Origin of the sequence: Albimonas marina, from assembly GCF_029223255.1 — a bacterium.
GTDB lineage: Bacteria > Pseudomonadota > Alphaproteobacteria > Rhodobacterales > Rhodobacteraceae > Albimonas.
In genome coordinates this window covers 392,305-418,339 of the sequence record NZ_JARHUC010000005.1, presented here as the reverse complement: position 1 = coordinate 418,339, position 26,035 = coordinate 392,305, and the positions used below count along the sequence as shown (strand labels likewise).

Here is a 26,035-nt window from a genome sequence, read left to right as displayed (position 1 = left end):
CGCTGTCCAGCACCAAGCGAACCGCGCGATCGCGGACCTCAGGGGAGAACTTGTTCGTCGTCTTGCTCATGGGGCTCCATCCTACTCAGGAGTGGGAGCCTCCGGCAGACCCGGAGCGGTTCAATCCTCAATTTCCAGCCCAACCTGCGCGAGCAGATGCTCAAGGGCGGGCAGGTCGACGGGGTGTTCGGCTACGTCAACACCATCCGCTTCTCGGCCAAGCTCTCGGGCATGGATCCCGACAAGGAGATCCGCTTCATCAACTACGGCGACTACGGCATGGACCTCTACTCCAACGGCCTGATCGTCCCGAAGAAGATGACCGAGGAGCAGCCCGAGCTCGTCTCCGGCATGGTCGAGGCGATCAACAAGGGCGTCGCCGACACGCTGGCCGACATGGACGCGGCCATCGAGTCCGTCGCCACGCGCGAGCCCCTGATCAACAAGGCGATCGAGAAGGAGCGCCTGATCGCCACCCTGCAGGACGAGATGAACCACCCCGAGCTCGCCGAATACGGCCTGGGCGCGGTGGACCCGGAGCGCTTCGCCAAGGCCATCGAGATCGTGGTGCAGGCCAACGACCTGCCGCGCACGCCGGAGGTTTCGGAGATCTACACCGACGCCTTCCTGCCGCCCGTCTCCGAGCGGATCACCAAGCTGCTCTGATGGACCTGATGCTGACAGGCCGGCGGGTCGCGATCACCGGCCCCGCCAAGGGCATGGGCGCCGCGATCACGCTGGCCTTCGCGGAGGAGGGGGCGGACCTCGCCCTCTTCGCCCGCGACGTCGCCGCCGTGGCGCCCGTCGCCGAGGAGGCCCGCGCGAACGGCGTGCGCGCCGAGATCGTCCCCTGCGACGTCACCGACGCGGCCCGCGTCGAGGCCGCCGTGGTCGAGGCCGAGACGGCGCTGGGCGGCGCCTTCGACGTGCTGGTCAACGTCGCCGGCGGCTCCGGCCCCATCGGCAAGACGGGGGTCGAGACCACCGCCTCCGAGTTCGACGAGATCGTGCATCTCAACATGCGCGGGCCGTTCAACATGATCCACGCCGTGGCGCCGGGCATGATCGCGCGGGGCTCCGGCCGGATCGTCAACGTCGGCGGCACCTTCGGGATGCGCGGCCGGGCGATGCGGCTGGCGTATTCGTCCTCCAAGTGGGGTCTGCGGGGGATCACCAAGTCCTTCGCGCTGGAGCTGGGCCCCCACGGCATCGCGGTGAACACCGTGGCGCCGGGCATGGTCGACGGCCCCCGCTTCCGCGACAAGGTCGTGCCCGACGTGGCCGCCCGCCATGGGATCTCGGAGGAGGAGGCCTGCGCCCTCCACGCCTCCGACTACGCCCTGCGCCGGATCTCCACCGACCGCGACGTGGCCGACGCGGTGCTGTTCCTCGCCTCCGACCGGGCCCGCCAGATCACCGGCGCGGACCTCGCCGTGGACGGCGGCTGGGCGGCGCTGTGACGCCCCTCGCCCCCGACCGTCGCCCCATGACCCTCAAGGAACCCTGCAGATGACCGCAGATCTGATCCTGCGCGGCGGCCTGGTCGTGTCCGAGACCGCCGTCGACCGCGCCGACGTGGCGATCAAGGACGGCGAGATCCTCGCCGTCGGCGCCCCCGAGGCGATGCCGCCCGCCGCCGAGACGGTCGACGTCTCGGGCCTGCACCTGCTGCCCGGGGCCATCGACGTCCACGTCCACTTCCGCGACCCCGGCTACACCCACAAGGAGGACTGGGAGACCGGCGCCGCCGCCGCCGCCATGGGCGGCGTGACCACGGTGTTCGAGATGCCCAACACCGTCCCCCCGACCGCCACCCCCGAGGCGCTCTTCGACAAGGCCACCATCGCCGGCTCCAAGTCCTGCGTGGACTTCGGCCTCTACGCCCTGCTGGGCGAGGAGACGCTGGACCGCGTCCAGGCGCTGGCCGACGCCGGCGCCAACGCCTTCAAGCTCTACATGGGCAACACCTTCGGCAATCTCCCCAGCCCTTCGACAGGCGCGATGCTGGAGTGCTTCGAGAAAGCCGCCCTCACCGGCCTGCGCGTCTCGCTCCACGCCGAGACCGCCTCGATCATGGCCCGCCGCGAGGCCGCCCTCGCCGCCGCCGGCCGCACCGCCCCCCTCGACCACATCCTCGCGAGGCCGGAAGTCGTCGCCATCGAGGCCGTCGCCCGCGCCGCGATCCTCGCCGAGTGGACCGGCGCCCGCATCCACGTCCTGCACATCTCGTCGAGCGGCGAACTCCGCCCCCTGGCGGAAGCGAAAGCCCGCGGCGTCGACGTCACAGGCGAGACCTGCCCCTGCTACCTGTTCCTCGACTCCTCGGACTACGCCCGCCTCGGCGGCGTGATCCGCGTGAACCCCCCGGTGCGCGAGAAGAAGGACTCCGAGGGCATCCTCGCGGCTCTGAAATCCGGCGTCGTCGACATGATCGCCACCGACCACGCCCCGCACACGCCCGAGGAAAAGCAGCGCCCCGACATCTGGGAGGTCGACTGCGGCTTCCCGGGCGTCGAGACCCAGATGCCGCTGATGCTGACCCGGGTCGCGGCGGGCGACTATTCGATCATGGACTACGTCCGCATGTCCGCCGGCGCCCCCGCCCGCAGCTTCGGCCTGTGGCCCGTGAAGGGCCGCATCGCCCCCGGCGCCCATGCCGACATCGCCTGCGTCGACCTCGCGAGGCGCGAGACGATCCGGGCCGAGACCCTGCACTCCCGCTCCCGCATCACCCCCTTCGAGGGAACCGAGACCGTGGGCGCCCCCGTCCACACCCTCGTCCGCGGGGCCTTCGTGCAACGCGACCGCCGCCTCGTGCCGGGCATGCAGGGCCACGGCCGCCAGGTCACCGACATCCAGCGCATGCCCGCGCCCGCGCCCCGCAACGTCGAGCTCTCGCTCGCCCACCTGACCGGAGGCGCCCGATGACCCCCCTGGTGCATTTCGACGAGGTCCGCGTCGAATACGACGCGGGCAAGGAGAAGACGCTCGCCCTCCAGCCCACCACGCTCTCGGTCGCCAAGGGCGACTTCATCGCCCTCGTCGGCCCCTCCGGCTGCGGCAAGTCCACGATCCTGAAGCTCGCCTCCGAGCTGCTCGCCCCCACCTCCGGCCACATCTTCTTCGCCGGCCGAGAGCTGGGCGCCGAGCCCGTGCGCGTCGGCATGGCCTTCCAGTCGGCCTCGCTGCTGCCCTGGCTCTCGATCCGCGACAACGTCATGCTGCCGCTGAAGATCGTGCCCCCGTTCCGCGAGCACTACCGCGCCAAGCGCAAGGGCGAATACCGCGACCGCGTCGACGCGCTGCTGGCCCAGGTCGGCCTCCTGGACTTCGCCGACAAGAACCCCTGGCAGCTCTCGGGCGGCATGCAGCAGCGCGCCAATCTGTGCCGCGCGCTGGTCCACGACCCCGACCTGCTGCTGCTGGACGAGCCATTCGGGGCGCTGGACCAGTTCACCCGCGAGGAGCTGTGGTCCACCCTCCAGGACCTGTGGATGGCCCGCGGCTCGACCGTCCTGCTGGTCACCCACGACCTGCGCGAGGCGGCGTTCCTCGCCAACCGCATCTGCGTGATGTCCGCCCGGCCGGGAAAGATCATCGAGGACCGCACGGTCGCGACCCCGCGCCCCCGCCAGATCTCCCAGACCTTCCGCCCCGAGTTCGTCTCCATCGTCGAGCAGCTGCGCGAGCTGATCGTCCACGCCCCCGCCGCGCCGGCCGCGGCCATCCTGCCGGAGGCCGCCCAGTGACCGCGCTGCAGAGAAAATTCGCCTCCGCCGCCCTGATCGTGGCCGTCTTCGTGTTCTGGGAGCTGGTCTGCGTGATCTTCGGCATCTCCGACCTGGTGCTGCCGCGGCCCACGCAGATCGTGGCGACCTTCATCGAGTACGCCCCCGCCATCTGGCCCCACGCCTGGCAGACCCTCTACACCACCCTCGTCGGCTTCGCCGGCGGCGTGGTCATCGGCCTGGCGCTGGGCGTGCTGATCGGCTCCTCGAAGCTCGCCTTCGACACGGCATACCCCCTGCTGGTCGGCATCTCCTCGATCCCCAAGGTCGCCGTCGTCCCGATCTTCGTCCTGTGGTTCGGCGCGGGCACGGTGCCCGCCATCCTCACCGCGATGATCATCTGCATCTTCCCGATCGTGGTGAACGTGGCCACGGGGATCGCCACCGTCGAACCCGAGCTGGAGGACGTGATGAAGGCCATGAAGGCCTCGCGGCGCGACATCCTGTGGAACGTCGGCCTTCCGCGCTCGATGCCCTACTTCTTCGCCTCGCTGAAGGTGGCGATCACGCTCGCCTTCGTCGGTTCGGTCATCGCCGAGACGGTGGCCTCCAACAAGGGCATCGGCAACATGATGATGATCGCCTCCTCGATGTTCAACGTGCCCATGGTCTTCGCCGGCCTGCTGGTGCTGTCGGTGCTGGGCGTCGCCCTCTACGCCATCTTCTCCCTGATCGAGCGTCGCGTCGCCGGCTGGGCCATGCGCAAGGACGTCTGAGATGACCCGCCAGGCCCGCGTCCACCGCCTGCCCATGACCGGCCCCGAGGACGTCTCGGCGATCCTCGCCTGCATCGGCCGGGGCGAGATCGCCCCCGCCGCCATCCGCGCCATCCTCGGCAAGACCGAGGGCAACGGCTGCGTGAACGATTTCACCCGCGGCTACGCGGTGGCCTCCCTGAAGGCGGCGCTCGCGCCGCTCGTTCCCCCCGGCGGCCTCGAGCGCATCTCGATGGTCATGTCCGGCGGCACCGAGGGCGGCCTCTCCCCCCACTGGCTGGTCTTCGAGGAGATCGAGAGCGACGAGGCCCCCTCCGCCCCCGCCCTCGCGCTGGGCGTCGCCCGCACCCGCGACCTCGCGCCCGCGGAGATCGGCCGCTGCGCCCAGGCCGAGCTGGTCCGCGACGCCACCCTCGCCGCCATGGAAGAGGCCGGCATCGAGGACCCCGCCGACGTCCACTACGTCCAGGTCAAATGCCCCCTCCTGACCGCCGAGCGCGTGGCCCGCGCCGGCGGTCCCTCCGCCGTCGCGACGACCTCGATGATCAAGAGCATGGGCGTCTCCCGCGGCGCCTCGGCGCTGGGCATCGCCTGGGCGCTGGGCGAGGTCGAGCCGCAGGCGGTGACCGACGCCGCCATCGGCGACGACTGGTCCCTGTGGAGCGCGCGGGCCAGCTGCTCCGCCGGGGTGGAGCTGGAGGACTGCGAGGTCGCCGTCCTGGGCCTCTCGCCCGCCTGGTCCGGCCCGCTGCGCATCGGCCACACGGTGATGCAGGACGCCATCGACGCCACGTCGGTGGCCGACCTCCTCGCCCGCTTCGACCCCGCGATCCGCGCCCAGCTGACCCCCGAGGGCAAATCCCGCTTCGTCGCCCTGCTGGCCAAGGCCGAGGCCTCCACTGCGGGCGAGATCCGCGGCGCCCGCCACACCATGCTGGACGATTCCGACATCTCCTCCACCCGCCACGCCCGCGGCTTCGTGGGCGGGATGCTGGCGGGCCTGACCGGCACGGCGGCCCTCTTCGTCTCCGGCGGCGCCGAGCACCAGGGCCCCGACGGCGGCGGCCCCTGCGCGGCGATCTGGCGGGAGGGCTGAGGCTCGGCGCGCCGCCCTCCGCCGTCGGCCCTCAGCCCTCGCGCGGCACGAACACGGGCGGATCGAAGACCTCGACCCGCGGGACGGGTCCCGCGAAGGCCTCGACCTCCACCAGGCAGGACTGGGCCGAGCAGCCCTGGCCGAGGCGCGAGGTGCCCTCGTCCCGGGTCAGAACGTTGGGGTTGCCGTGGCGCTCCAGCCCGTCGGGGCCGGGATCGAACATCGCGCCGGTGGGCAGGCGCACCACCCCCTCGCGGATCTCGTCCGAGACGCGCAGCCCCGCAAGGCAGGCGCCGCGGGCGTTGAACACCCGCACCACCGCGCCGTCCTCGAGCCCCCGCGCCGCGGCGTCGGCGGGGTTCATCAGCAGCTCGGCCCGGTCATGGATCTTGGCCTTTTGCGAGACCGACGAGCCGTCGAGCTGGCTGTGCAGCTTGTCCGCCGGCTGGTTCGAGAGCATGTGCAGCGGGTAATCCGTGGCCGTGCCCAGCCACTCCTTCGGCTCGATCCACACCGGATGGCCCGGGCAGTCGTCGTAGCCGAAGCCGGCGATGGTCTCTGAGAACAGCTCGATCCGGCCCGAGGGCGTGCCCAGCTTGTTGGCGCGCGGGTTGCGGCGATAGTCGGCGTAGAGGTCGTAGAGGTCGGCGGGCTCGGGCACCTTGAAGTAGCCCATCTCCCGGAACGTGTCCCAGTCGGGGGTGTTCACCCCCCGCACGGCCAGCGCCGCCGAGGTCTGGCCCCAGAGCTTCCTCAGCCAGCCGTCGACGTCGAGCCCCTGGTGGAAGTCCTCGCCCCCGCCGAGCCGGTCGGCGAGGTCCGAGAAGATCGCGAAGTCGTCCCGCGCCTCGCCCACGGTCACGGCCTTGGCCACCGACAGGATCCACGGATCGCGGGACGAGCCGGCGTAGTCGTCCCGCTCCAGCGGCGTGGTCGCGGGCAGCACGATGTCGGCGTGGCGCGCGGTGCCGGTCCACCACGGCTCGTGCACCACGATGGTCTCGGGCCGCTGGAAGGCCTGGCGCAGGCGGTTGAGGTCCTGATGGTGGTGGAACGGGTTGCCGCCCGCCCAGTAGACCAGCCGGATGTCGGGGAAGGTCAGGGTCTTGCCGTCGTAGTCGAAGCTCTCGCCCGGGTTCAGCAGGCAGTCGGCCACCCGCGCCACGGGGATGCCGAGGCTGTCCTTCGTCTTGGGCACCGGCATCTGGAACAGCGGCGTCGAGACCTTGGGCTGCCCGAAGCCCCCGGTCGAGCCGTAGCCGAAGAACACGCCCCCGCCCGGCAGGCCGATCTGCCCCAGCACCGAGGCCAGCGCCACCAGCGCCCAGAACGGCTGCTCGCCATGGTCCTGGCGCTGCAGCGACCAGGTGGCGGTCAGCATCACCCGCTTGCCGATCAGGTCTTCTCCGAGGGCCTGGATCTCGTCCGCGGGAATGCCGGTCTTTTCGGAAGCCCACGCGGGGGTCTTCGCCACGCCGTCCACCACTCCGCGCACGTAGTCCAGCACCTTGTCCGCGCCGACGGTGTACGCGTCGAGGAAGGCCCGGTCCTCGGCCCCCTTGTCCTGCACCACCCAGATCAGCGCCAGGATCAGCGCGCTGTCGGAGTTCGGCCGCACCGGAACCCACTCCGCCTCGATCGGCGCCACGTCCGAGCGCAGGGGCGAGACGTTGATCACCTTCGTCTTCGCCTGGCCCAGGATGCGCACCACGTTCTCGAACCCGTGCGCGCCGAAGCCGCCCGACTGCACCTTCCAGTTCTTGCGGCAGAGCCCCCCGAAGGCCACCAGCCGGTCGCAGTTGGCCGCGATCGAGCGCCAGTCCGACCCCGCGCCCATGATCGCCTCGTTCGAGCCGAGCACATGGGGCATCAGCGTCATGCCCGCGCCGTAGGAGTAGTTGGTGACCTGCGTCGTGCAGCCCCCGATCGACCACATGAAGCGCCGGGTCAGGTTCTGCGCGTTGTGCAGACGCCCGCCGGAGGCCCAGCCGTAGCTGCCGCCGAACAGCGCCTCGTTGCCGTAGTCGGTGCGGATGCGGTCGATCTCGCCCGCCACCATCTCCAGCGCCTCGTCCCAGGGCACCTCGTGGAAGGCGTCCTCGCCCCGCACGCCCTCGCCGACCAGCCGCCCGCCGCTTTCCTTGCGCTTCAGCCAGCCGCGGCGGACCGAGGGGCGCATGACGCGGGATCCTGCGTGCACCATCTCCGGCCAGGCGTGGATCGACTCGTCGGGGTTGGGGTCATGCTCGAACGGGGTCACCGAGACGAGCTTGCCGTCCTCGACATGGGCGGTGAAGGCGCCGGTGTGGAAGGCGGAGCGGAAGCTCTGGCGGACGGTCATTCGTCGGCTCCATCGGGTTGGGCGGGGGGCGCGCCGGAAGGGGGCAGGTCGTGGCGGGAGATCGACTCGGCCGCCTCGGCCAGCAGCCACTCCCTTACCGTGCGGATGCCGGGCTTGTCGCCCAGCTCGGGCGAGGACAGCACGTGATAGCCCTCGTCCACCCGGATCGCGGTCGGATGGGCGCGGGCGAGCCGGCCGGAGCGGATGCCGCTCTCGGCCAGGAAATGCGAGGCGAGGCAGATGCCCTGGCCATGGGCCACCGCCTCCAACATCAGGGCGGCGTCGTTGTACAGCTGGCGCGGCCCCAGCGCGTCCATCGGCAGGCCCGCGCTCTCCAGCCAGTAGGTCATGGGGATGAACTGGCGCACATGCAGGAAGGGCAGGGCGGCGAGCGCCTTGCGCGAGATCGCCTCGCCCCCCTCCAGCACCTCCGGCGCGCAGACGAGGTAATGGGGCTCCGAGCCCAGCAGCTCCGCCCGCATCCCCGGGAACTCCGCCCCCCAGCGGATCGCGACGTCGACGTCCTGGCGTGCGAAATCCACCGGCTCGTCGGAGGCGAGGAGCGTGATCTTCACCCGCTCCTCCCGCGCCATGAAGGCGCGCAGGCGGGGCGTCAGCCAGCGCATGGCGATGGCGGGCGTGGCCGAGATCGTGACCACCGCCGGCTTGTCGGGGTCCGAGACCTGCGCGCAGGCGGAGGTGAGGATGAACAGCGCCTCGCGCACCTGCCCCGCCAGCTCCGCGCCTTCGCGGGTCAGCTCCACCCGCCGGGTCAGGCGGCGGAACAGGCGGATCTCCAGGAACTCCTCCAGGTGGCGGATCTGCTGGGAGACGGCCGAGGGGGTCACGCACAGCTCCTCCGCCGCCAGGCGGAAGCTGGCATGGCGGGCCGCGGCCTCGAACACGCGGAACAGGTTCAGCGGCGGCAGGCGCGTGCTCGGCGCGCCCCGCTCGGGAGCGCCGTCCAGGTCCGACGGGTCGCCCTTCAGTCCCGCCACGGCGCGAGGGCCGGGGCGCGGCCCGCGGCGGATCTCAGGGGGGCGGGCGCCGGCTCTCCGGCCTCGACCAGGTCCGAGAGCTGCGGCAGCACCTCGGTCCCGAACCGCTCCAGCGAGGCGAGCGTCTCCTGTCGGCCGAGACCCGCCAGCCCCATCATGCAGCACAGGTGCGTGGGGCGCAGGGCGCTCAGCTCGGCGGCCAGTCTCTCGGCGCAATGGTCGGCGGGGCCGATCACGGCTTTCTCCAGGAAGTCGTCCAGCGGCGGTTCGTCGTTCAGGGGCATGAGACGCACGAACGCCCCGTCCTTGTCCAGCGCCGCGGCGCCCAAAGTGTGGTACGCCCGCGCGAAATCGCGCACGCAGGCGGCAGCCAGCTCCGCCTGCGCCCGATCTTCGGTCACATAGACGAAGCGCTGCACCGCCAGCGGCATCGTCGCGGGGTCGCCCCCGCCCTCGGCCCACAGGCGTTCCAACGCCGCGCGGGCCGCCAGCGCGTTCTCCAGCCCCCGGTGTCCGAAGCCGATGAAGAGCGTGTGCCCGCCCCGAGCCGCCCGGCGCACAACCTCCGGCTCGCGCGAGGCCACGAACACCTCCGGCGTCGCAACCCCGAAGGGCCGCATCGACAGCTCGGTCGGCTTCACCGCGTAGAACGCGCCGGAATGCTCGACCCGGCCGCTGGAAAACCCCTGCTCGAGGATGTCCCAGATCTCCAGCATTCGTGCGTGCTTGCCGGCGGGGTCGATGCCGAAGCGATCGAACTCGTAGGGCTGGTAGCCCGCGCCCAGCCCCACCACCAGCCGGCCGGAGGTCAGCAGGTCCGCCAGCGCCAGCTCCTGCACCAGCCGCAGGGGGTTGTGGAAGGGCAGGGCCAGCACCGCCGGCCCCAGCCGGATCCGCGCCGTCTGCCCGGCGAGGTGGCTGACCATCATCAGCGCGTTGGGGCAGATCGAGTGGTTGGTGAAATGGTGCTCGGCGAACCAGGCGACGTCGAAGCCGAAATCCTCGGCCATCTTCACCGCGTCCACCGTGGTGCGCAGCACCGCCACCGGGGCCGAGGTCCGGTCCCGCAGACCCATCAGGTTGAAGAGGCCCAGTTTCGCCCGTCTCATCCGCGCCTCCGCCGCATCGCCGTTCGTCCGCTCCTCGCCGCCTGCGCCCCTCGTTTGCCCCGGAATTAATCCGGGGCCTCTCGCGGTCCGCCCCGGGCGCCGCTCGTCCGTCACGCCCGTGGCGCGGAGGCCCCGGGTCGAGCCCGGGGCCCCCGTGGGGCCGGCCACATCGCGTCGCCTCCGGCGCGGACGTCAGGCGGCGGGGGCCAGCCCCTCGGCCGCAAGCTCGTCCAGCATCGCGTCGAGCGTGCCGCGGAACAGGGCGGCCATCTCCTCGATCTGCGGCTCGGTGATGATCAGGGGCGGCGTGAAGCAGATCCGGTCGCCCGAGGCGCGCACCAGCAGGCCGTTCGCCATCGCCCGCTCCTGCACGCGCGTGCCGACCTTCGCCTCCGGCGCGAACTGGCCCCGCCTCGCCCGGTCGGCCATCAGCTCGACCCCCGCGATCAGCCCCACGCCGCGGACGTCGCCGACCAGCGGGTGGTCCATCAGCCCCTCCAGCGCGCCCAGGAAGGCGGGCGAGACGGCGGCCGCATGTTCGAAGACCCGGTCCTCCTCGTAGATCTCCAGCGTCCGCCGCGCGACCGCGCAGGCCACCGGGTGGGCCGAGAAGGTGAAGCCCATCGAGAAATTGCCCAGCCGCGCCGACTGCTCCAGCAACGCCTGGTGGATCTCCTCCGAGACCATCAGCGCCGAGATCGGCTGGTAGGAGGCCGACAGCGCCTTGCCGCACGACACCATGTCTGGCTGGATCCCATACGTGTCCGAGCCCCAGACGTTCCCCGTCCGCCCGAACCCGCAGATCACCTCGTCGGCGATGAACAGCACGTCGTGCTTGCGCAGCACGGCCTGGATCTTCTCGAAATAGGTCCGCGGCGGCGTCAGCGCCCCGCCGCCGCCCTGCACCGGCTCGGCGAAGAAGGCGGCCACCGTCTCCGGCCCCTCGGCCAGGATCAGGTCCTCGAGGTCCTGCGCCATGCGGGTCGCGAAATCCTCCTCGCTCTCGCCGTCCTCGTGGAAGCGATACCAGTGCGGGAAGGAGGTGTGCAGGAACCGGTCCGAGACCGGCAGGTCGAACTCCCGGTGCATCCCCGGCATCCCGGTCAGCGAGGCGGCGGCGATGGTGCAGCCGTGATAACCCATCTGCCGCCCGATGATCTTCTTCTTCTCCGGCCGGCCGCGCAGGTTGTTCACGTACCACGCCAGCTTGATCGCCGTGTCATTGCACTCCGACCCCGAGCAGTGGAAGAGCACCTTCGACAGCGGGTTGCCCGGCCGGCCCGCGGGGGCCATCGCCAGCAGCTTCTCCGCCAGGTCCACCGCGGCCAGGTGACCGCGCGAATGGAACGTGTGGTAGTAGGGCAGGTCCTGCATCTGGGCGTAGGCGGCCTCGGCCAGACGCTTCTCCGAGAAGCCCAGCGATGCGCTCCACATCCCCGCCATCCCCTCGAGATACCGCTTCCCGTCCTCGTCGAAGACGTAGATCCCGTCGCCGCCCGTCATCAGCGTGGCGCCCGTCTCGCGCATGCCGCTGATCTCGGTCTGCTGGTGGATGATCGTCGCCAGGTCGCGGGCGCGGTTCGAGTTGGGCAGCATGACAGGGCCTCGTTCAGTCGCCCGCCAGCGCGTCCAGCGACGGCACGGCGGCGAGAAGGGAGCGGGTGTAGGGATGCTCGGGCGCGGTGAAGAGCTTCTCCGTGGGCGCCGCCTCGACGATGCGCCCCGACTTCATCACCAGCGTGTCGGCGCACATCATGCGCACCACGTTCAGGTCGTGGGAGACGAAGAGATAGGCCATCCCCATCTCCCGCCGCAGCCGCTCCAGCAGGTGCAGCACCACCGCCTGCACCGAGACGTCGAGCGCCGCCGTCGGCTCGTCCAGCACCATCAGCTTTGGGCGCAGGCAGACCGCCCGCCCGATGCCCACGCGCGCCTTTTGCCCGCCCGAGAGCTGGTGGGGCAGCCGGTCGAGCAGCGCCTGCGGGAAGCTGACGAGGTCCGCCGTCTCGCGCACCTTCGCCTCCAGCTCGCGGCCCCGCAGCCCGCCCAGGCGGCGCAGCGGATCGGCGATGCACTCGCGCGCCGAGAACCGGGGGTTCAGGCTGTCGGTCGGGTCCTGGAAAACCAGTTGGATGTCGGTGCGCCGGGGCGAGCGATGAAAATCCCGCTCCGCCACCTGCGCCAGGTCCTGCCCGTCGAAGACGATGGCCCCCGCGTCCGCGTCCAGCAGCCGGCACACGAGGCGCGAGGTCGTGGACTTTCCCGACCCGCTCTCGCCCACCAGCCCCAGGCTCTGCCCCGCGTTCAGCGTGAACGAGACCCCGTCCACCGCCTTCGCGCCGCCGCCGAAGTCCTTCTGAAGCCCGACCACCTCGAGCAGGTGCGGCCGCCCGAGGCTCGGCGCCGGCGCCTTCGGCAGGGCCGGCAGCAGGCCCGGCGGCACCAGGTCCTCGACCTGCGCGCCGCGGGTCGGCGAGGCGGCGACGAGCCGCTGGGTATAGGCATGCTGCGGCGCCAGGAAGATCCGGCGGGGCAGGCCGGCTTCCACCAGCTTGCCCTGCTCCATCACCGCCACCCGGCCGCAGTATTCCGCGGCCATGGCGAGGTCGTGGGTGATCAGCACCATGGCCATGCCCCGCTCGGCGATCAGGCCGGCCAGCAGGTCCATCACCGACTTCTGCGTGGTGGGGTCGAGGCCGGTGGTGGGCTCGTCCGCGATCAGCAGTTTTGGATGGCAGGCCAAGGCTACGGCGATCATCGCCCGTTGGCACATGCCGCCCGAGAGCTCGTGCGGATAAGCGCGCGACTGCTCCGCCGGCCGGGGGAACTTCACGTCGGCCAGCAGGGCGATCGCCCTCGAACGCGCTTCGGCCTTCGACACCCGCTCATGCGCCCGGATCGCGTCGGCGATCTGGTCCCCGACCGCCCGGATCGGGTTCAGCGCCGACCGCGGGTTCTGGAAGATCATCGAGATCACCGCGCCCCGGATCGGCCGCAGCATCCCGCGCGAGGCCCGCGTCACGTCCTGCCCCGCGATCCGCACGCGCCCGGAGGCGATCCGCCCGTTGCGCTCCAGCAGCCCCGCGGCCGCCAGCATGGTCACGGTCTTGCCGGAGCCGCTCTCGCCCACCACCCCCAGCACCTCGCCGGGGGCGACCGAGAGCGACACGCCCTTCACCGCCTCGGTCTCTCCGCCGCGGCCCGAGAAGGCGATGCGCAGGTCCTCGATCTCGAGGATCGGCTTCACGCTCGCCTCCATGTGGATGTCCCTCGCCATCTTCACGGCCGCGTCCTCGGGTCCAGCAGGTCGCGCAGCCCGTCGCCGGCGAGGTTGAAGCACAGGACCGAGACGGTCAGGGCCAGGCCGGGGAACGCCACCAGCCACCACTTGCCCGAGGTGATGTAGCTGGCGCCCTCGGCCACCATGATCCCCCATTCGGGCGTCGGCGGCTGCACGCCCAGGCCGATGAAGCTCAGCCCCGCGGCGTTGATGATCGCCCAGCCGAGGTTCAGCGACAGCTGCACCGCCAGGATCGGCAGCACGTTGGGCAGCAGGAACCGCAGCACCGTCTGGGGATGCGAGGCGCCCGCCAGCCGCGCCGCCTCGACCCATCCCGCGCCGCGCCGGGCATTCACCTCGGCCCGCGTCACGCGGATGTAGAAGGGCAGGTTGATGACCGCCGTGGCGATCACGATGTTGACCGCCGAGTTCCCCAAGGCCGCCACCAGCGCCATCGCCAGCACGAACAGCGGGAAGGCCATCATCACGTCGACGATGCGCCCGACGACGCGGTCCAGCCGCCCCCCGGCATAGCCGGAAAACGCTCCGATCACCGCGCCCAGCGCGCCAGAGACCAGCACCGCCGACAGCGCGATCGACAGGTCCAGCCGCGAGGCCCAGATGAGGCGCGAGAACACGTCCCGCCCGATCTGGTCCGTCCCCGCCCAGTTGGTCGCAGACGGCGGCGACAGCGCCGGCCCCGCGCCCGACTCCAGCGGATCGAAGGGCGCGATCCAGGGCGCGAAGATCGCCACGCAGGCCAGCAGCAGCGCCCCGACCAGCGCGATCAGCGTCACCGGGTTCTGCCGCAGCACCCACCAGGCCGAGCCCAGCCGCGAGGGCGCGCGGGGTTCCGTCGAGACGCTCATGACAGGCTCACCCGCGGATCGATGACCGCGTAGGTCAGGTCCACCACCAGGTTCACCAGCACGAAGATCGACGCCATCAGCAGCACGAACCCCTGCACCGGCGCGTAGTCCGAGGCCATCAGCGCATCCAGCGCGTAGCGCCCCACCCCCGGCCAGGAGAACACCTTCTCCACCAGCACGTTGGCGCCCAGCATGGTCGAGAAAATCGTGCCCGAGATGGTCACAACCGGGATCAGCGCGTTGCGCAGCGCATAGGTCACGATCACCTTCCAGCGGGGCAGGCCGACCGCCTCGGCCGTTCGCACGAAGTCCGAGGTCAGCACCGCCAGCATCGAGCCGCGGGTGATCCGTGCCAGCGGCGCGATGGTGAACAGCGCCATGGTGCAGGCGGGCAGGACCAGGCGGCTCAGGGAGCTCCACCAGGTCTCCCAGTCCCCCGCAAGGATGCAGTCGATCAGCAGGAAGCCGGTCACCGTCTCGGGCGGGAAGGCGAAGACGTCGAGCCGTCCCGTGGGGTCCGGCGCCCATCCCAGCCAGTAATAGAACACGTAGACCAGCAGCAGCCCCGACACGAAGGTCGGCAGCGACACGCCGGCCGAGCACAGGACCCGCACCGCGTGATCGAAGACCGAGCCCGGCCGCATCGCCGCTAGCACGCCCGCCGGGATCGCCACCGCCAGCGCCAGCAGCAGCCCCGCCAGCGTCAGCTCCAGCGAGGCCGGCAGACGCTCCAGCAGGTCCGCGGTCACCGGGCGGCCCGTGGTCATCGCGGTGCCGAGGTCCCCCGTCGCGAGGTCGCCGAGGTAGTAGAGGAACTGCAGCGGCAGCGGCTGGTCCAGGCCCATCCGCTGCCGCACGATTTCAAGCTCCGCCTCCCCCGCCGTGGGGGAGGAGACGAAGAAGCTCGCCGGGTCGCCGGGCAGCACCCGCATCAGGATGAAGGTCAAGGCCAGCACCCCGAACAGCGCCGGCAGGGCGGAGAGCAGACGCCCCCCGACCCCCCTCATCGCCGCGAAGGCAGGTCTTCCCGGCGCGCCGCTCATGCGTGGCCCAGGGTCCGGAAGTCCGGCCCGAAGTGATACCACATGGTGTAGCCCGTCACGCCCTCGGCCATCGCCGCCTTGGTGGTAGGCTTCCACAGCATCACCATCGGCGTCTCCTCGTAGGCGAGGCTCACCAGCTTCTTGGTCATCTCCTCATAGGCCGCCGCGTCCGCCTCGTAGCGGGCGACGGGCAGGATCTCGGCCACCTCGGGGTTGGCCCAGGAGGAGAAGTTCCAGCGGCTGTCGCCGTTGAGGAAGATGCGGAAGAAGTAGTCGGGCGAGGGCAGCAGCGCCAACGAGCGCTCCAGCAGCATCGGCGCCGTCTTGGCGGTGACGATCTCGGCGTACTGGGCGTCGGGGGTCTTCTTGATCTCGACGGTGATGCCGATCTTGGCCAGCGCCTCCTGGATCAGGGCGGCGGCCGGGTCGAAGTCGCCCGCCTTGCCGACGGTGTAGTAGAGCGGAACCGTGATGCCCGCGTGCCCCGCCTCCTCGACCATCGCCTTCGCGGCCTCGATGTCGACCGTGTAGGGCATCGGCTGCGGGAACACGCCCGTCTCCGGCGTCCCGTCCCAGGTCCCGTCGAACAGCTTCATGCCCTGGCCGTTGGCCGCGGTCTCGAAGATCTTCTCGTAGGGCAGGGCCATCGAGATCGCCTTGCGCAGCTTGGGATCGTCGAACGGGGCCATCTGGGTGTTGAACACCAGCGCCGCGAAGCCCGAGGGCTGCGGGGTCTGGATCACCTTCACGCCGTCAGCGGCCTCCAGCACCTCGAGATCCGTGGGCGAGAAGTCCAGGCACAGGTCCGCGTCGCCCTTCTGCAGCAGGGTGGCGCGGGTCGCGGCCTCGGGCACGCCCTGCACGATCACGCGCTTGAAGCCGGGCAGGGGGCCGCCGGTCCAGTCGTCGTTGCGCGCCAGCACGACCTGGGCGCCGTCGGGGCTCATCCGCTCGACCTTGAAGGCGCCCGAGGCGGCGGCGTTGGTGCGCAGCCACTCGATCGCCCAGGGGTCGGCCTCGGTCGCGTTGGCCTTCGCCAGCGTCGAGTTGATCATCGGCGCCAGGTACATCGCGAGGTTCGGCAACGCGAGGCGGTCGGCCTCGGGCAGCGTCACCGTCACGGTCATGTCGTCCACCACCGCGATCTGGTCGGGCGAGGTGATCGAGCCCGAGGCGAGCTGGCTCTTCGACATCGTCTCGGCCGACACCGCGCGGTCGAGCGACCACTTCACGTCCTCGACCGTCACCGGCGAGCCGTCGTGCCACTTGGCGTCGGGCTTCATCCTGAAGGTCAGCACCTTGCCGTCCTCGGAGATCGAGAAGCTCTCGCACAGCTCGGGCTCGATCACGTCGAAGTCGAACTCGTAGCCGCCGCCCTCGGCCTCCTTGCGGCCGAAGCGGACCAGGCGGTCGTAGACGTTGGTCGACAGCGCCAGCGAGGCGCGGCTGCCGGTCAGGTCGCCGGCGGTCAGCGCGGTCCAGACGCTGCCGTGGACGAAGCGCAGCGTCTCCTCGCGCGTCTGCGCGACGGCGAATTTCGGCAGGCTGGCCGCGGCGGTCGCGGCGGCCGCGGCCATCAGCACCTGGCGTCGGTTGAAGTCGGTCATGGGGCCCCCTTCTCGTGATCCCTGTCGGCGGTGGAGGTGGTGGTGGATGCGGGTCTAGGCGCCCGCCTCATTAAGTTTCGCAAAGGCTTCCTTGTAGTCCCGGGCGGCCGCCTCTGGCGTGACGTAACCCGCGGCGAGGTCGGCGCGCAGCGCCTCCGGATCGCGTTCCGCGGGGTCGCCGTAGCCGCCCGAGCCGGGCACCTGGAAGATCAGCAGGCTGTCCTTGGGCGCGCCGAAGCCGCCCTTGCCTTCCTTGCGCTCCCGCGTGCCGTCGGGCAGGACCAGCGTGACCTCGGCGCAGGCGCCGTCCTTGCCGCCGTTCAGCCCGAAGGCCGGCGTCATGGTCCGCTCGACGCAGGTCGCGCAGTTGGCGTCCGCGCCCAGCACCCGCCAGATCCGGCGCACGCCCAGGCCGCCCCGGTACTTGCCCGCGCCCCCGGTGTCGGCGGCGAGCGTGTATTCCTCGATCCGCACCGGGAACGACATCTCCATGATCTCGACGGGGGTGTTGAGCATGTTGCCGATGCAGGTCGAGACGCCGTTCATCCCGTCCTTCATCGGCCGGGCGCCGAAGCCGCCCTTGGTCACCTCGTAGGAGATGTAGGTGTTCCCGTTGCGGTAATCCTGGCCGCCGAAGATGGTCACGCCGCCGGTCCCCTGGGAGCCCGCGGGCGTGCGCCCCGGACACAGGTCGTGCAGGCAGCGGAACACGATGTCCGAGATCCGCGCCGACATCTCGTGGTTGGCGTAGGTGACCGGCGCCGGCTCCTGCGCGTTGACCACGCAGCCCTTGGGCGCCGTCACCGTCACCGGCCGCCAGGAGCCCGAGTTCGGCGGGATCAGCGCCTTGGGATCCAGCGCCCATTTCAGCGCCGCGAAGCAGCCCGAGGCGGTCACCGTCAGCGGCGCGTTCATCGGCCCCTTCACCCGCGGATCCGAGCCGGTGAAGTCCAGCACGATCTCGTCGCCGGTCTTGGTCAGCGTCAGCGCGACCTTGAAGGTCATGTCATGCGCCTCGCCCGGCTCGACGATGCCGTCGCCGTCGATCGTGTCGACGAAGGAGGTCACGCCGTCCGGCAGCTCCCGCAGGGCCGCGCGCATCATCACCTCGGAGTAGTCGAGGATCGCGTCCATGATCCTCAGCAGCTCGTCGGTCCCGTATTTCTTCGCGAGCGCCCCCATGCGGTCCACGGCGCGCTTGTTCGCCGCCACCTGGGCGCGCAGGTCGCCCTGCCGCTCCGACGGGGCGCGGACGTTGGCGAGGATGAAGCGCTCGATGTTCTCGTCGGGCTTGCCGTCGACGTAGATCCGCGTGGGCGGCATCCGCAGCCCCTCGCCGTAGATCTCGGTCACCGCGGAATAGGACCCCGGCGCGCCCCCGCCGATGTCCGGCCAGTGCGCGCGCACGCAGCCGTAGCCCAGCAGCCGCCCTTCATAGAACGCCGGCATCACCACGTTCACGTCGGGCAGGTGGCTGCCGCCGTGATACGGGTCGTTGTGGATGTAGACCTCGCCTTCCTTGGGCTCCGGGAAGGTCTGCACGACCGAGCGCACCGCATCGGGCATCGAGCCCAGATGGATCGGCAGGTCCGGCCCCTGCGCGACCATGTCGCCGGTGCTGGAGAAGATCCCGCAGGAGTAGTCGCCCGCCATCTTCAGCAGCGGCGAATAGGCGGTCTTGGCGAGGACGATCTTCATCTCCTCGGCCGCCGAGATCAGGGCGTTCTTCACGACCTCGAAGCGGGCCGCGTCGATTCCGGCGGTCGGGTTGGACTGGTCGAAACCGGCCATGGCTCAGGCCCTCCGGGCGTGCAGGAAACCGTCGGCGTCGACCTTCACGGTCCAGCCGGGCGGAACCACGGTGGTGGCGTCGAGGGATTCCACGATCGCGGGTCCGGGGAACTCGGCGTCGGCCGCGATGCCGTCGCGCCAGATCACCGGGCAGTCGACCTCGCCCCCCTCGGGGAACCACACGGGCCGCGTCTCGCGCCGCGCCGCGGTGGGGTCGATGTCGAGGCTCAGCCGCAGGCTCGGCAGCAGGCCGAGCGCCGAGAGGCGGATGTTGACCAGCTGGATCGGCTCCGCCTCGTTGGCGTGGCCGTAGGTCTGGCGGTGCTTTTCGTGGAAGGCGGTGGCGATGGCCTGCATCGCGGCCTCGTCCAGCTCGCCCTCGGGCACGTTCACCGTCAGCTCGTAGGCCTGCCGGCGATAGCGCACGTCCGCCTGGCGGACCAGCTTGCGCCGCGCCTCGGGCACCTTGGCGCCCTCCAGCATCCGCAGCCCGTCGGCCTCCATCACCGCGTATTCCGCCATCAGCGCCGCGGGCGTCAGCGAGCCGAGGTCCGCATAGACCGTCTTCGAATAGTCCCGCTTCAGGTTCGTGGTCACCAGCCCCAGGGCCGAGAACACGCCCGGCGCCGGCGGCACCACCACCGAGGTCATGCCCAGCTCCTCCGCCAGGAAGATCGCGTGGATCGCGCCCGCGCCGCCGAAGGCCATTAGCGTGAACTCGGTCGGGTCCAGGCCGCGCTCCACCGAAACGATGCGCAGCGCCTGGGTCATGTTGGCGTTGACCACCTGAACCACCCGCTGCGCCGCCTCATGCGCCGAGAGGCCCAGGACCGAGCCGACCTCGGCCTCCATCGCCCGGATCGCCCCCTCCCGGTCGATCTTCAGGTCGCCGTCCAGCAGCGAGACCGGGTTCAGATACCCCAGGATCACGTTGGCGTCGGTCACCGTCGGCTTGGTCCCGCCGCGCCCATAGGCCACCGGCCCGGGCAGCGAGCCCGCCGAGTGCGGCCCCACCTTCAGCGCCCCGCCCAGGTCCACCCAGGCGATCGAGCCGCCCCCGGAAGACACCTCCGCCAGGTCCACCACCGGCACCCGGATGGGGTGGCCGGAGCCGTTCAGCCAGCGCTTGGCGTTCGAGGTCCCGCCGACCTCGTATTCCGCCGTCACCTGGATCTCGCCATCGACGATCACCGAGGCCTTGGCCGTGGTCCCGCCCATGTCGAAGGACATCACCCGGTCCAGCCCCAGCTGCTCGCCCGCCAGCGCCGCCGCGATCACGCCGGCAGCAGGCCCGGATTCCACCGCCTGCGCCGGCATCCGCAGGCACTCCGCGATGTCCACCACGCCGCCCGAGGAGCCCATGACGTGCAGCTCCGGCAACCCGATCCCGTTCACGGCCTCGCTGAGGCGGTTCAGGTAGGACTCCAGCAGCGGCCCGACGTAGGCGCAGACCGCGGTGGTCGAGGCGCGCTCGAACTCCCGGATCTCCGGCAGCACGTCGGAGCTGAGGAAGATCTGCACGCCGGGCAGGGCGGCGCGCAGCAGCTCGCCCACCCGCTGTTCATGCGCGGGGTTGAGGAACGAGAACAGGAAGCTCACGGCGACCGTCTGCGCTCCGCAGGCCTTGATCCGCTCCACCAGCGCCGGGATCTCGCTCTCGTCCAGCGGGGTCACCACGTCGCCCTGCGCGTCCACCCGCTCGGTGATCTCGAAGCGGTTCTGCCGGGGGATGATGACCGGCGGCGCGTCCTGCTCCAGGTCGTAGAGGTCGATGCGGACCGAGCGGCGCAGCTCCAGCACGTCCCGGTGCCCGCGGGTGCCGACGAAGGCGCAGGGCGCGCCCTTCTTCTCCAGCAGGGCGTTGGTGACGATGGTGGTCGCGTGGCTCAGCAGGGTCACGGCGTCCGGGCCCACGCCCTGCCGCTCCAGCCCCTGCGAGAGGCCCGCCAGCACGCCCTCCGCGAAGTCCAGCGGGGTCGTCGGGACCTTGGCGATGCCGATGCGCCCCGTCTCTTCCTCGACCATCGCGACGTCCGTGAAGGTGCCGCCGATGTCCACTCCGATGCGCCAGGCCACTGGGCGCCTCCTTGTTCTTGTTATGGGGTCAGACGGCGCGGGCGATGGCGCGCGGCGCCTCGCCGGCGTCGCCGAGCTCGGAAAGCGGGCCCACTTCCTTCTCCACCAGCGGGATCACCTCGGCGCCGAAACGCTCCAGGGAGGCGGCGGCCATGCGGATCGGCATGTCGCCGAACTGGAAGAAGCAGTTGTAGTGAACGGGGCCCAGGGTGCGGATGTCCGCCACGATCCGCTCGGCCACTTCATGAGAGTCGCCGATCACCATGTTGCGGGCCAGATCCTCGAGGCTGGGCTCGTCCGGCAGCTCCAGCGGCACGATCTCGCCCGACGCGGTCAGGTCGATCTTGGGCTGGCGCAGCGCCCACACCATGCGGGCGTAGGAGCGGGCGCGCTCCGCCGCCTCCAGCGCCTCGGCGTGGGAGCGGACCACGGCGATGTACTGCTGCATGGCGATGCGCATGGTCGACTCGGGCAGGCCGGAGGCGATCCAGTTCGCCCGCAGCCCCTCCTTCGACTTCACCAGCGCATCGGCCTTGCCCGACCAGGCGCCGGCGATGAAGGCGGTGGGCTCGTGCGGGCCGACGGCCTTCAGGACTTCCGGGGCCTGCGTGGTCAGGAACAGCGGCGGCAGCTTGCCGGAGGCGGGGCGCATGGCGAAGACGGTCGAGGGCGCCTCGAAGTGTTTTCCGCGAAACTCGACATGCCCCTCCTCCATCGCCTGGCGGAGCACCTCGAAATATTCGCAGAACACCTCGTTCTTCGCGGCGATGTCGATCTTGAAGCGGTCGAACTCGTAGGGCTGGTAGCCCGAGCCCAGCCCCAGCAGCGCCCGCCCCCCCGACATCTGGTCCAGCAGCGCGATCTCCTGCGCCACCCGCAGCGGGTTATGCAGCGGCAGCACCACCACCGCCGGCCCGATCTTGATGGTCGAGGTCGCGGCGGCCATGTGGCTCGCCATCATCAGCGGCGACACGGACAGCGAGTAATTCGTGAAATGGTGTTCGGCGAACCAGGCGGCGTGGAAGCCCGCCTGCTCGGCCAGCCGCACCATGGTGCGGCTGTCCTCGATCACCCCGGCGATGCCGCCGGGATTGTCGCGATAGGTCAGCAGGTTGAACAGGCCGAACTGCATGGCTCTCCCCGGAATGGCTCCCCGGACGGGCCGGGCGAGGCCGCGTCGCGCGCGGCCCGGCGCGGCCGCCGGTCGGTGTCGGGGACGCGGCGGGCCTCGGCCCCGTCGTCGTCCTGTCATCAAGCTTTCGCGGCATCGCAACATTACGCAAACGAGAAATGCTGCGATGCAAGAAAGCTGACCTAATGTCTGGACAACGGTCAAGCGCAGCTAATCCAAAGCGACGATTTTCCCGGCCGCCCGGTCAGGCATGGTGCGCTCGGAAGGGGGGAGTCCCGGCAGGCTCCCCCCGCCCGGCTGCGTGGAGGAAGGCCCGGCCCGAGATCGGCGCCGCGCCCGCGCGTCGCGGCTAATTTCGACGGGCGGAATTATATTTCGCACCTCCGTCGCTTTCGATACGCTGCCGGGCAAAGAGGAACGCCGCGGCCGACTCGCCCCGCCAAGGGGCGGCGGCCGCCAGACAACCGGAAGGACGACGCCTTGAGCCTGCCCCCGATCCTGCAGAACCTGCGGCTGCCCGTGATGGCCTCGCCGCTGTTCATCATCTCCTACCCCGAGCTGGTCATCGCCCAGTGCAAGGCCGGCGTCGTCGGCTCCTTCCCCGCGCTGAACGCGCGCGAGAAGGACGGCGAGCCCCCGATGCTCGAGACCTGGCTGAAGCGGATCACCGAGGAGCTGGACCGCCACAACCAGGCCAACCCCGACGCGCCCGCGGCCCCGTTCGCGGTCAACCAGATCGTGCACAAGTCCAACACCCGCCTCGACCGCGACGTCGAGCTCTGCGTGAAGTACAACGTGCCGCTCTGGATCACCTCGCTGGGCGCGCGGACCGAGGTCTACGACGCGGCCCACTCCTGCGGCGGCTTCGTCGTGCATGACGTGATCAACAACCACTTCGCCAAGAAGGCCATCGAGAAGGGCGCCGACGGCCTGGTGGCGGTCGCCGCCGGCGCCGGCGGCCACGCGGGCGCCCAGTCGCCGCTGGCCCTGATCTCCGAGATCCGCGAGTGGTTCGACGGCGCGCTGCTGCTCTCGGGCGCGATCGGCAAGGGCGACTCGATCCTCGCCGCCCAGGCGATGGGCGCCGACATGGCCTACATCGGCTCCGCCTTCATCGCGACCGAGGAGGCCAACGCCGTCCCCGGCTACAAGCAGATGATCACCGAGAGCGGCGCCTCGGACATCGTCTACTCCAACCTCTTCACCGGCGTGCACGGCAACTACCTCAAGCCCTCCATCGTCAACGCCGGCATGGACCCCGACAACCTCGAGACCTCCGACCCCTCGAAGATGTCCTTCAAGCTCAACGACTCGGGCGAGCGCGAGAAGCCGAAGAAGTGGAAGGAGATCTGGGGCGCCGGGCAGGGCATCGGCATGGTCAAGGACGTGGTCCCGACCGCGGCCCTGGTGGCGCGGCTGGAGCGCGAGTATTTCGCCGCCCGCGCCCGCATGGACGCGACCGGCCCCAAGGCCGCGAACCCCGGCTACGCGCGCCTCTCGACCGCGGAAGCGGCCGCCGGCTGATCGGGGCCGGGAGGGGCGGCGCCCGCCGTCCCTCCCCCCCGAACGCGGAGCCCGAATGCGCAAGCGCACCGCCATCCCCGAACATGCCGACCTGGCCGTCGGCCAGAAGCCCTTCGAGGGCGACCGGCAGTTCGTCTCGGCCCTGCACCGGGGGCTGGAGGTCCTGCGCGTGTTCCGCCCCGGCGACGACGGCCTGGGCAACCAGGAGATCTGCGTGCGCTCGGGGCTCGGCGCCTCCACCGTCTCGCGGATCACCTACACGCTCAGCCGCCTGGGCTACCTGCGCTACGACCAACGCGACGGCCGCTACCGGCTGGGCGTCGCGGTCCTCGGCCTCGGCTACGCCTGCCTCGCGGGCCTGCGGATCCGCGACACCGCCCAGGCCCACATGCACGAGCTGGCCGAGCGGGTGGGCGGCGGCGTGGTGATCGCCCTCTCGGCGCGCGACAACCTGCGCATGACCTACATCGCCTGCGCCCGCTCCGAGGGCGTGATGTCCCTCCAGCTCGACGTCGGCTCGCGCATCTCGCTCGCCCGCTCGGCCGCCGGGCGCGCCTGGCTCGCCGCCGCGCCGGAGGACGAGCGCGAGCGCCTGATCGAGGAGATGGAGGCCCAGGCCGATCCCGACACCTGGCCCGCGATCCTGACCGGCATCCGCGACGCGATCCGCATGGTGGAGGAGCGTGGCTGGTGCATGTCGCTCGGCAACTGGCGCGCCCAGGTGAACACCGCCGGCGTGCCGCTGCGCACCGAGGGCGACGGTCAGGTCTACGCCCTGACCTGCGGCGGCGCGAGCTACACGCTCCCCCGCCTGCGTCTCGAGAAGGAGGTGGCCCCCATGCTCCAGGAAATGGCCGCCCGCATCTCCCGCGGCTGAGCGCGCGAGGCGCCGCGTCCCCCGTCGCGCCGGTCGCCGCCCCCTCGCCCGCGGCGCGCCCCCGCCGTCCCGCCCGTGCCCCCCATCTCCCCGCCTGCAAACCTTGCGCCATGGCGCGACGCCCGAGCCCGGTCGCCAAGCGCCTGTTCTCCGGAGCCGTCTCTCGCGGATGCCGGAAAGAGCGAGTCGCCGGACGGGGTCAGGGATCGCGAAGCGACCCGCGCTTGCGCGGGCTTGTCCTTGACCCCGTCCGGCGACTCGCTCAGGCATCCATCAGCGAGAGACGGCTCCGGAGAACAGGCGCGGCCCTTGTTCTTGGGTGAGTCAGGAGCCCGCCGGAGGCAGCCACGCCCGCCCTTCCAGGCGCGCCCTACCCCAAGGGCCCAAGCCCGCCCGCAGGGCGCCTGTAGACCGCTCCCCCGTGTGAGGGTCGTCAGACGTCCAGCGTCCACTCCCGCTCCCAGGCCGTGAAGCTGGCCACGTAGCTTTCCCACTCCTGCCGCTTCAGCTTCAGGAACGCCGCCGAGACCTCCGCCCCCAGCGCCGCCTTCAGCGTCTCGTCCGTATCGAAGGCGCGCAGCGCGTCGAGCAGGTTCAGCGGCAGACGCTCGGCCCCCTTCGCCTTCTCGGGCTCGGCGTACATGTCGAAGTCGCAGTGCGGCCCCGGGTCGGCTTCGGTCGCGATCCCGTCGAGCCCCGCCGCGATCACCGCCGCCTGCAGCAGGTACGGGTTCGCCGCGCCGTCCGCGAGCCGCAGCTCGAACCGCCCCGGCCCCGGCACGCGCACCATGTGGGTGCGGTTGTTGCCCGACCAGGTGACGGTGTTGGGCGCCCAGGTCGCGCCGGAATGCGTCACCGGCGCGTTGAGCCGCTTGTAGGAGTTCACGGTGGGGTTGGTCAGGGCCGTCAGCGCCGCCGCGTGCTTCATGATCCCGCCCAGGAAGCGCCGCCCCTGCGCCGACAGGCCGAACTCGGCCTCGGGATCGGCGAAGGCGTTGGTCTTCCCCGCCGGATCCCACAGCGAGACGTGGATGTGGCAGCCGTTCCCCGTCAGCCCGGCGAAGGGCTTGGGCATGAAGGTGGCGCGCAGCCCGGCGGCCTCCGCCTGCGACTTCACCATGAACTTGAAGAACGAGTGCCGGTCGGCGGTGACCAGCGCGTCCGCGAAGTCCCAGTTCATCTCGAACTGCCCGTTCGCGTCCTCGTGGTCGTTCTGGTAGGGGCCCCAGCCCAGCTCCAGCATCCCGTCGCAGATCGCCGAGATCACGTCGAAGCGCCGCATCAGCGCCTGCTGGTCGTAGCAGGGCTTGTCGGCCTTGTCCTGGCCGTCCGAGATCTCGGACCCGTCGGCGGAGACCAGGAAGAACTCCGCCTCCACCCCGGTCATCACCCGCAGGCCCAGGCCCGCGGCCTTCTCCACCTGCGCCTTCAGCGCCTGGCGGGGCGACTGCGCCAGCGGCGCGTCGTCGAGGATCAGGTCGCCGGGCACCCAGGCCACCTCGGGCTTCCAGGGCAGCTGCATCACCGCGTCCGCGTCGGGCACGGCGAAGAGGTCGGGATGCGCCGGCGTCAGGTCGAGCCAGGAGGCGAAGCCCGCGAAGCCCGCGCCGTCCTCCTGCATCATGGCGATGGCCTGCAGGGGCACGAGCTTCGCCCGCTGCCCCCCGAACAGGTCCGTATAGCCGATCATGAAGTAGCGCACCCCGCGCTCCTTCCCCCAGGCGGCCAGATCCTTGGTCATGCGTCCCTCGATCCCTGTCGGTGATGTCCTGCGCGGGGTTCCCCCGT

20 protein-coding genes are annotated in these 26,035 nt (G+C 71.0%); 8 read left to right on the top strand and 12 right to left on the bottom strand.

Annotation, left to right across the window (positions count from 1 at the left end):
• Nucleotides 1-156: 156 nt before the first annotated feature.
• The 6 genes from P2H44_RS16540 to atzD are packed head-to-tail and all read left to right on the top strand — an operon-like array spanning nucleotide 157 to nucleotide 5,600.
• The gene (locus P2H44_RS16540; RefSeq protein ID WP_275765079.1) at nucleotides 157-666 is read left to right on the top strand and encodes an ABC transporter substrate-binding protein; all 510 of its coding nucleotides are present in this window, start codon (nucleotides 157-159) and stop codon (nucleotides 664-666) included.
• Nucleotides 666-1,460 (top strand): SDR family NAD(P)-dependent oxidoreductase, encoded by a 795-nt coding sequence (locus P2H44_RS16535; protein WP_275765078.1) that lies wholly within the window; start codon nucleotides 666-668, stop codon nucleotides 1,458-1,460. The genes P2H44_RS16540 and P2H44_RS16535 overlap by 1 nt, the downstream gene beginning before the upstream one ends.
• A gap of 49 nt (nucleotides 1,461-1,509) precedes the next feature.
• Complete coding sequence (locus P2H44_RS16530; protein ID WP_275765076.1) at nucleotides 1,510-2,928, top strand: dihydroorotase; 1,419 nt, start codon at nucleotides 1,510-1,512, stop codon at nucleotides 2,926-2,928.
• On the top strand, nucleotides 2,925-3,749 hold the full coding sequence (locus P2H44_RS16525; protein ID WP_275765074.1) for an ABC transporter ATP-binding protein: 825 nt from the start codon (nucleotides 2,925-2,927) through the stop codon (nucleotides 3,747-3,749). Before P2H44_RS16530 ends, P2H44_RS16525 begins: the two co-directional genes overlap by 4 nt.
• A complete protein-coding gene (locus P2H44_RS16520; protein WP_275765073.1) occupies nucleotides 3,746-4,504 on the top strand; it encodes an ABC transporter permease in 759 nt (252 codons plus the stop codon). The genes P2H44_RS16525 and P2H44_RS16520 overlap by 4 nt, the downstream gene beginning before the upstream one ends.
• A gap of 1 nt (nucleotide 4,505) precedes the next feature.
• Nucleotides 4,506-5,600 (top strand): cyanuric acid amidohydrolase, encoded by a 1,095-nt coding sequence (gene atzD / locus P2H44_RS16515; RefSeq protein WP_275765071.1) that lies wholly within the window; start codon nucleotides 4,506-4,508, stop codon nucleotides 5,598-5,600.
• A 31-nt stretch (nucleotides 5,601-5,631) separates the two neighbouring features.
• On the opposite strand, the gene P2H44_RS16510 is transcribed toward atzD, so the two are convergent.
• The 11 genes from P2H44_RS16510 to P2H44_RS16460 all read right to left on the bottom strand — a co-directional run bounded on the left by P2H44_RS16510 (nucleotide 5,632) and on the right by P2H44_RS16460 (nucleotide 21,846).
• Nucleotides 5,632-7,941 (bottom strand): molybdopterin-dependent oxidoreductase, encoded by a 2,310-nt coding sequence (locus P2H44_RS16510; protein ID WP_275765070.1) that lies wholly within the window; start codon nucleotides 7,939-7,941, stop codon nucleotides 5,632-5,634.
• Nucleotides 7,938-8,939 carry a LysR substrate-binding domain-containing protein gene (locus P2H44_RS16505; protein WP_275765069.1) on the bottom strand — a complete coding sequence of 334 codons (1,002 nt, stop codon included), beginning with the start codon at nucleotides 8,937-8,939 and terminating at the stop codon, nucleotides 7,938-7,940. Before P2H44_RS16505 ends, P2H44_RS16510 begins: the two co-directional genes overlap by 4 nt.
• Nucleotides 8,927-10,048, bottom strand: a complete 1,122-nt coding sequence (locus P2H44_RS16500; protein WP_275765068.1) for an LLM class flavin-dependent oxidoreductase — start codon at nucleotides 10,046-10,048, stop codon at nucleotides 8,927-8,929. The genes P2H44_RS16505 and P2H44_RS16500 overlap by 13 nt, the downstream gene beginning before the upstream one ends.
• 192 nt (nucleotides 10,049-10,240) lie before the next feature.
• Entirely contained in the window at nucleotides 10,241-11,644 is a 1,404-nt protein-coding gene (locus P2H44_RS16495) for an aminotransferase (protein WP_275765067.1), read from the bottom strand.
• 13 nt (nucleotides 11,645-11,657) lie between these two features.
• Nucleotides 11,658-13,325 carry a nickel ABC transporter ATP-binding protein NikE gene (nikE, locus tag P2H44_RS16490; RefSeq protein WP_275765102.1) on the bottom strand — a complete coding sequence of 556 codons (1,668 nt, stop codon included), beginning with the start codon at nucleotides 13,323-13,325 and terminating at the stop codon, nucleotides 11,658-11,660.
• A gap of 2 nt (nucleotides 13,326-13,327) precedes the next feature.
• Entirely contained in the window at nucleotides 13,328-14,197 is an 870-nt protein-coding gene (locus tag P2H44_RS16485; protein WP_275765064.1) for an ABC transporter permease, read from the bottom strand.
• Nucleotides 14,194-15,204, bottom strand: coding sequence for an ABC transporter permease (locus tag P2H44_RS16480; RefSeq protein WP_275765062.1), 1,011 nt, complete (start codon nucleotides 15,202-15,204; stop codon nucleotides 14,194-14,196). The genes P2H44_RS16485 and P2H44_RS16480 overlap by 4 nt, the downstream gene beginning before the upstream one ends.
• Nucleotides 15,205-15,236: 32 nt before the next feature.
• Nucleotides 15,237-16,847: an ABC transporter substrate-binding protein gene (locus P2H44_RS16475; RefSeq protein WP_275765059.1), complete on the bottom strand. Its 1,611-nt coding sequence runs from the start codon at nucleotides 16,845-16,847 to the stop codon at nucleotides 15,237-15,239.
• 54 nt (nucleotides 16,848-16,901) lie between these two features.
• The gene (locus P2H44_RS16470; RefSeq protein WP_275765057.1) at nucleotides 16,902-18,638 is read right to left on the bottom strand and encodes a hydantoinase B/oxoprolinase family protein; all 1,737 of its coding nucleotides are present in this window, start codon (nucleotides 18,636-18,638) and stop codon (nucleotides 16,902-16,904) included.
• A gap of 3 nt (nucleotides 18,639-18,641) precedes the next feature.
• Nucleotides 18,642-20,714: a hydantoinase/oxoprolinase family protein gene (locus P2H44_RS16465; RefSeq protein ID WP_275765055.1), complete on the bottom strand. Its 2,073-nt coding sequence runs from the start codon at nucleotides 20,712-20,714 to the stop codon at nucleotides 18,642-18,644.
• A gap of 28 nt (nucleotides 20,715-20,742) precedes the next feature.
• A complete protein-coding gene (locus P2H44_RS16460) occupies nucleotides 20,743-21,846 on the bottom strand; it encodes an LLM class flavin-dependent oxidoreductase (RefSeq protein WP_275765053.1) in 1,104 nt (367 codons plus the stop codon).
• A 522-nt stretch (nucleotides 21,847-22,368) separates the two neighbouring features.
• Here P2H44_RS16460 and P2H44_RS16455 point away from each other — a divergent pair.
• Nucleotides 22,369-23,370, top strand: coding sequence for an NAD(P)H-dependent flavin oxidoreductase (locus tag P2H44_RS16455; protein ID WP_462976303.1), 1,002 nt, complete (start codon nucleotides 22,369-22,371; stop codon nucleotides 23,368-23,370).
• 55 nt (nucleotides 23,371-23,425) lie between these two features.
• The gene (locus tag P2H44_RS16450; protein ID WP_275765050.1) at nucleotides 23,426-24,247 is read left to right on the top strand and encodes an IclR family transcriptional regulator; all 822 of its coding nucleotides are present in this window, start codon (nucleotides 23,426-23,428) and stop codon (nucleotides 24,245-24,247) included.
• A gap of 433 nt (nucleotides 24,248-24,680) precedes the next feature.
• Here P2H44_RS16450 and glnT read toward each other — a convergent pair whose 3' ends face one another.
• Entirely contained in the window at nucleotides 24,681-25,988 is a 1,308-nt protein-coding gene (glnT, locus tag P2H44_RS16445) for a type III glutamate--ammonia ligase (protein WP_275765049.1), read from the bottom strand.
• Nucleotides 25,989-26,035: the final 47 nt, after the last annotated feature.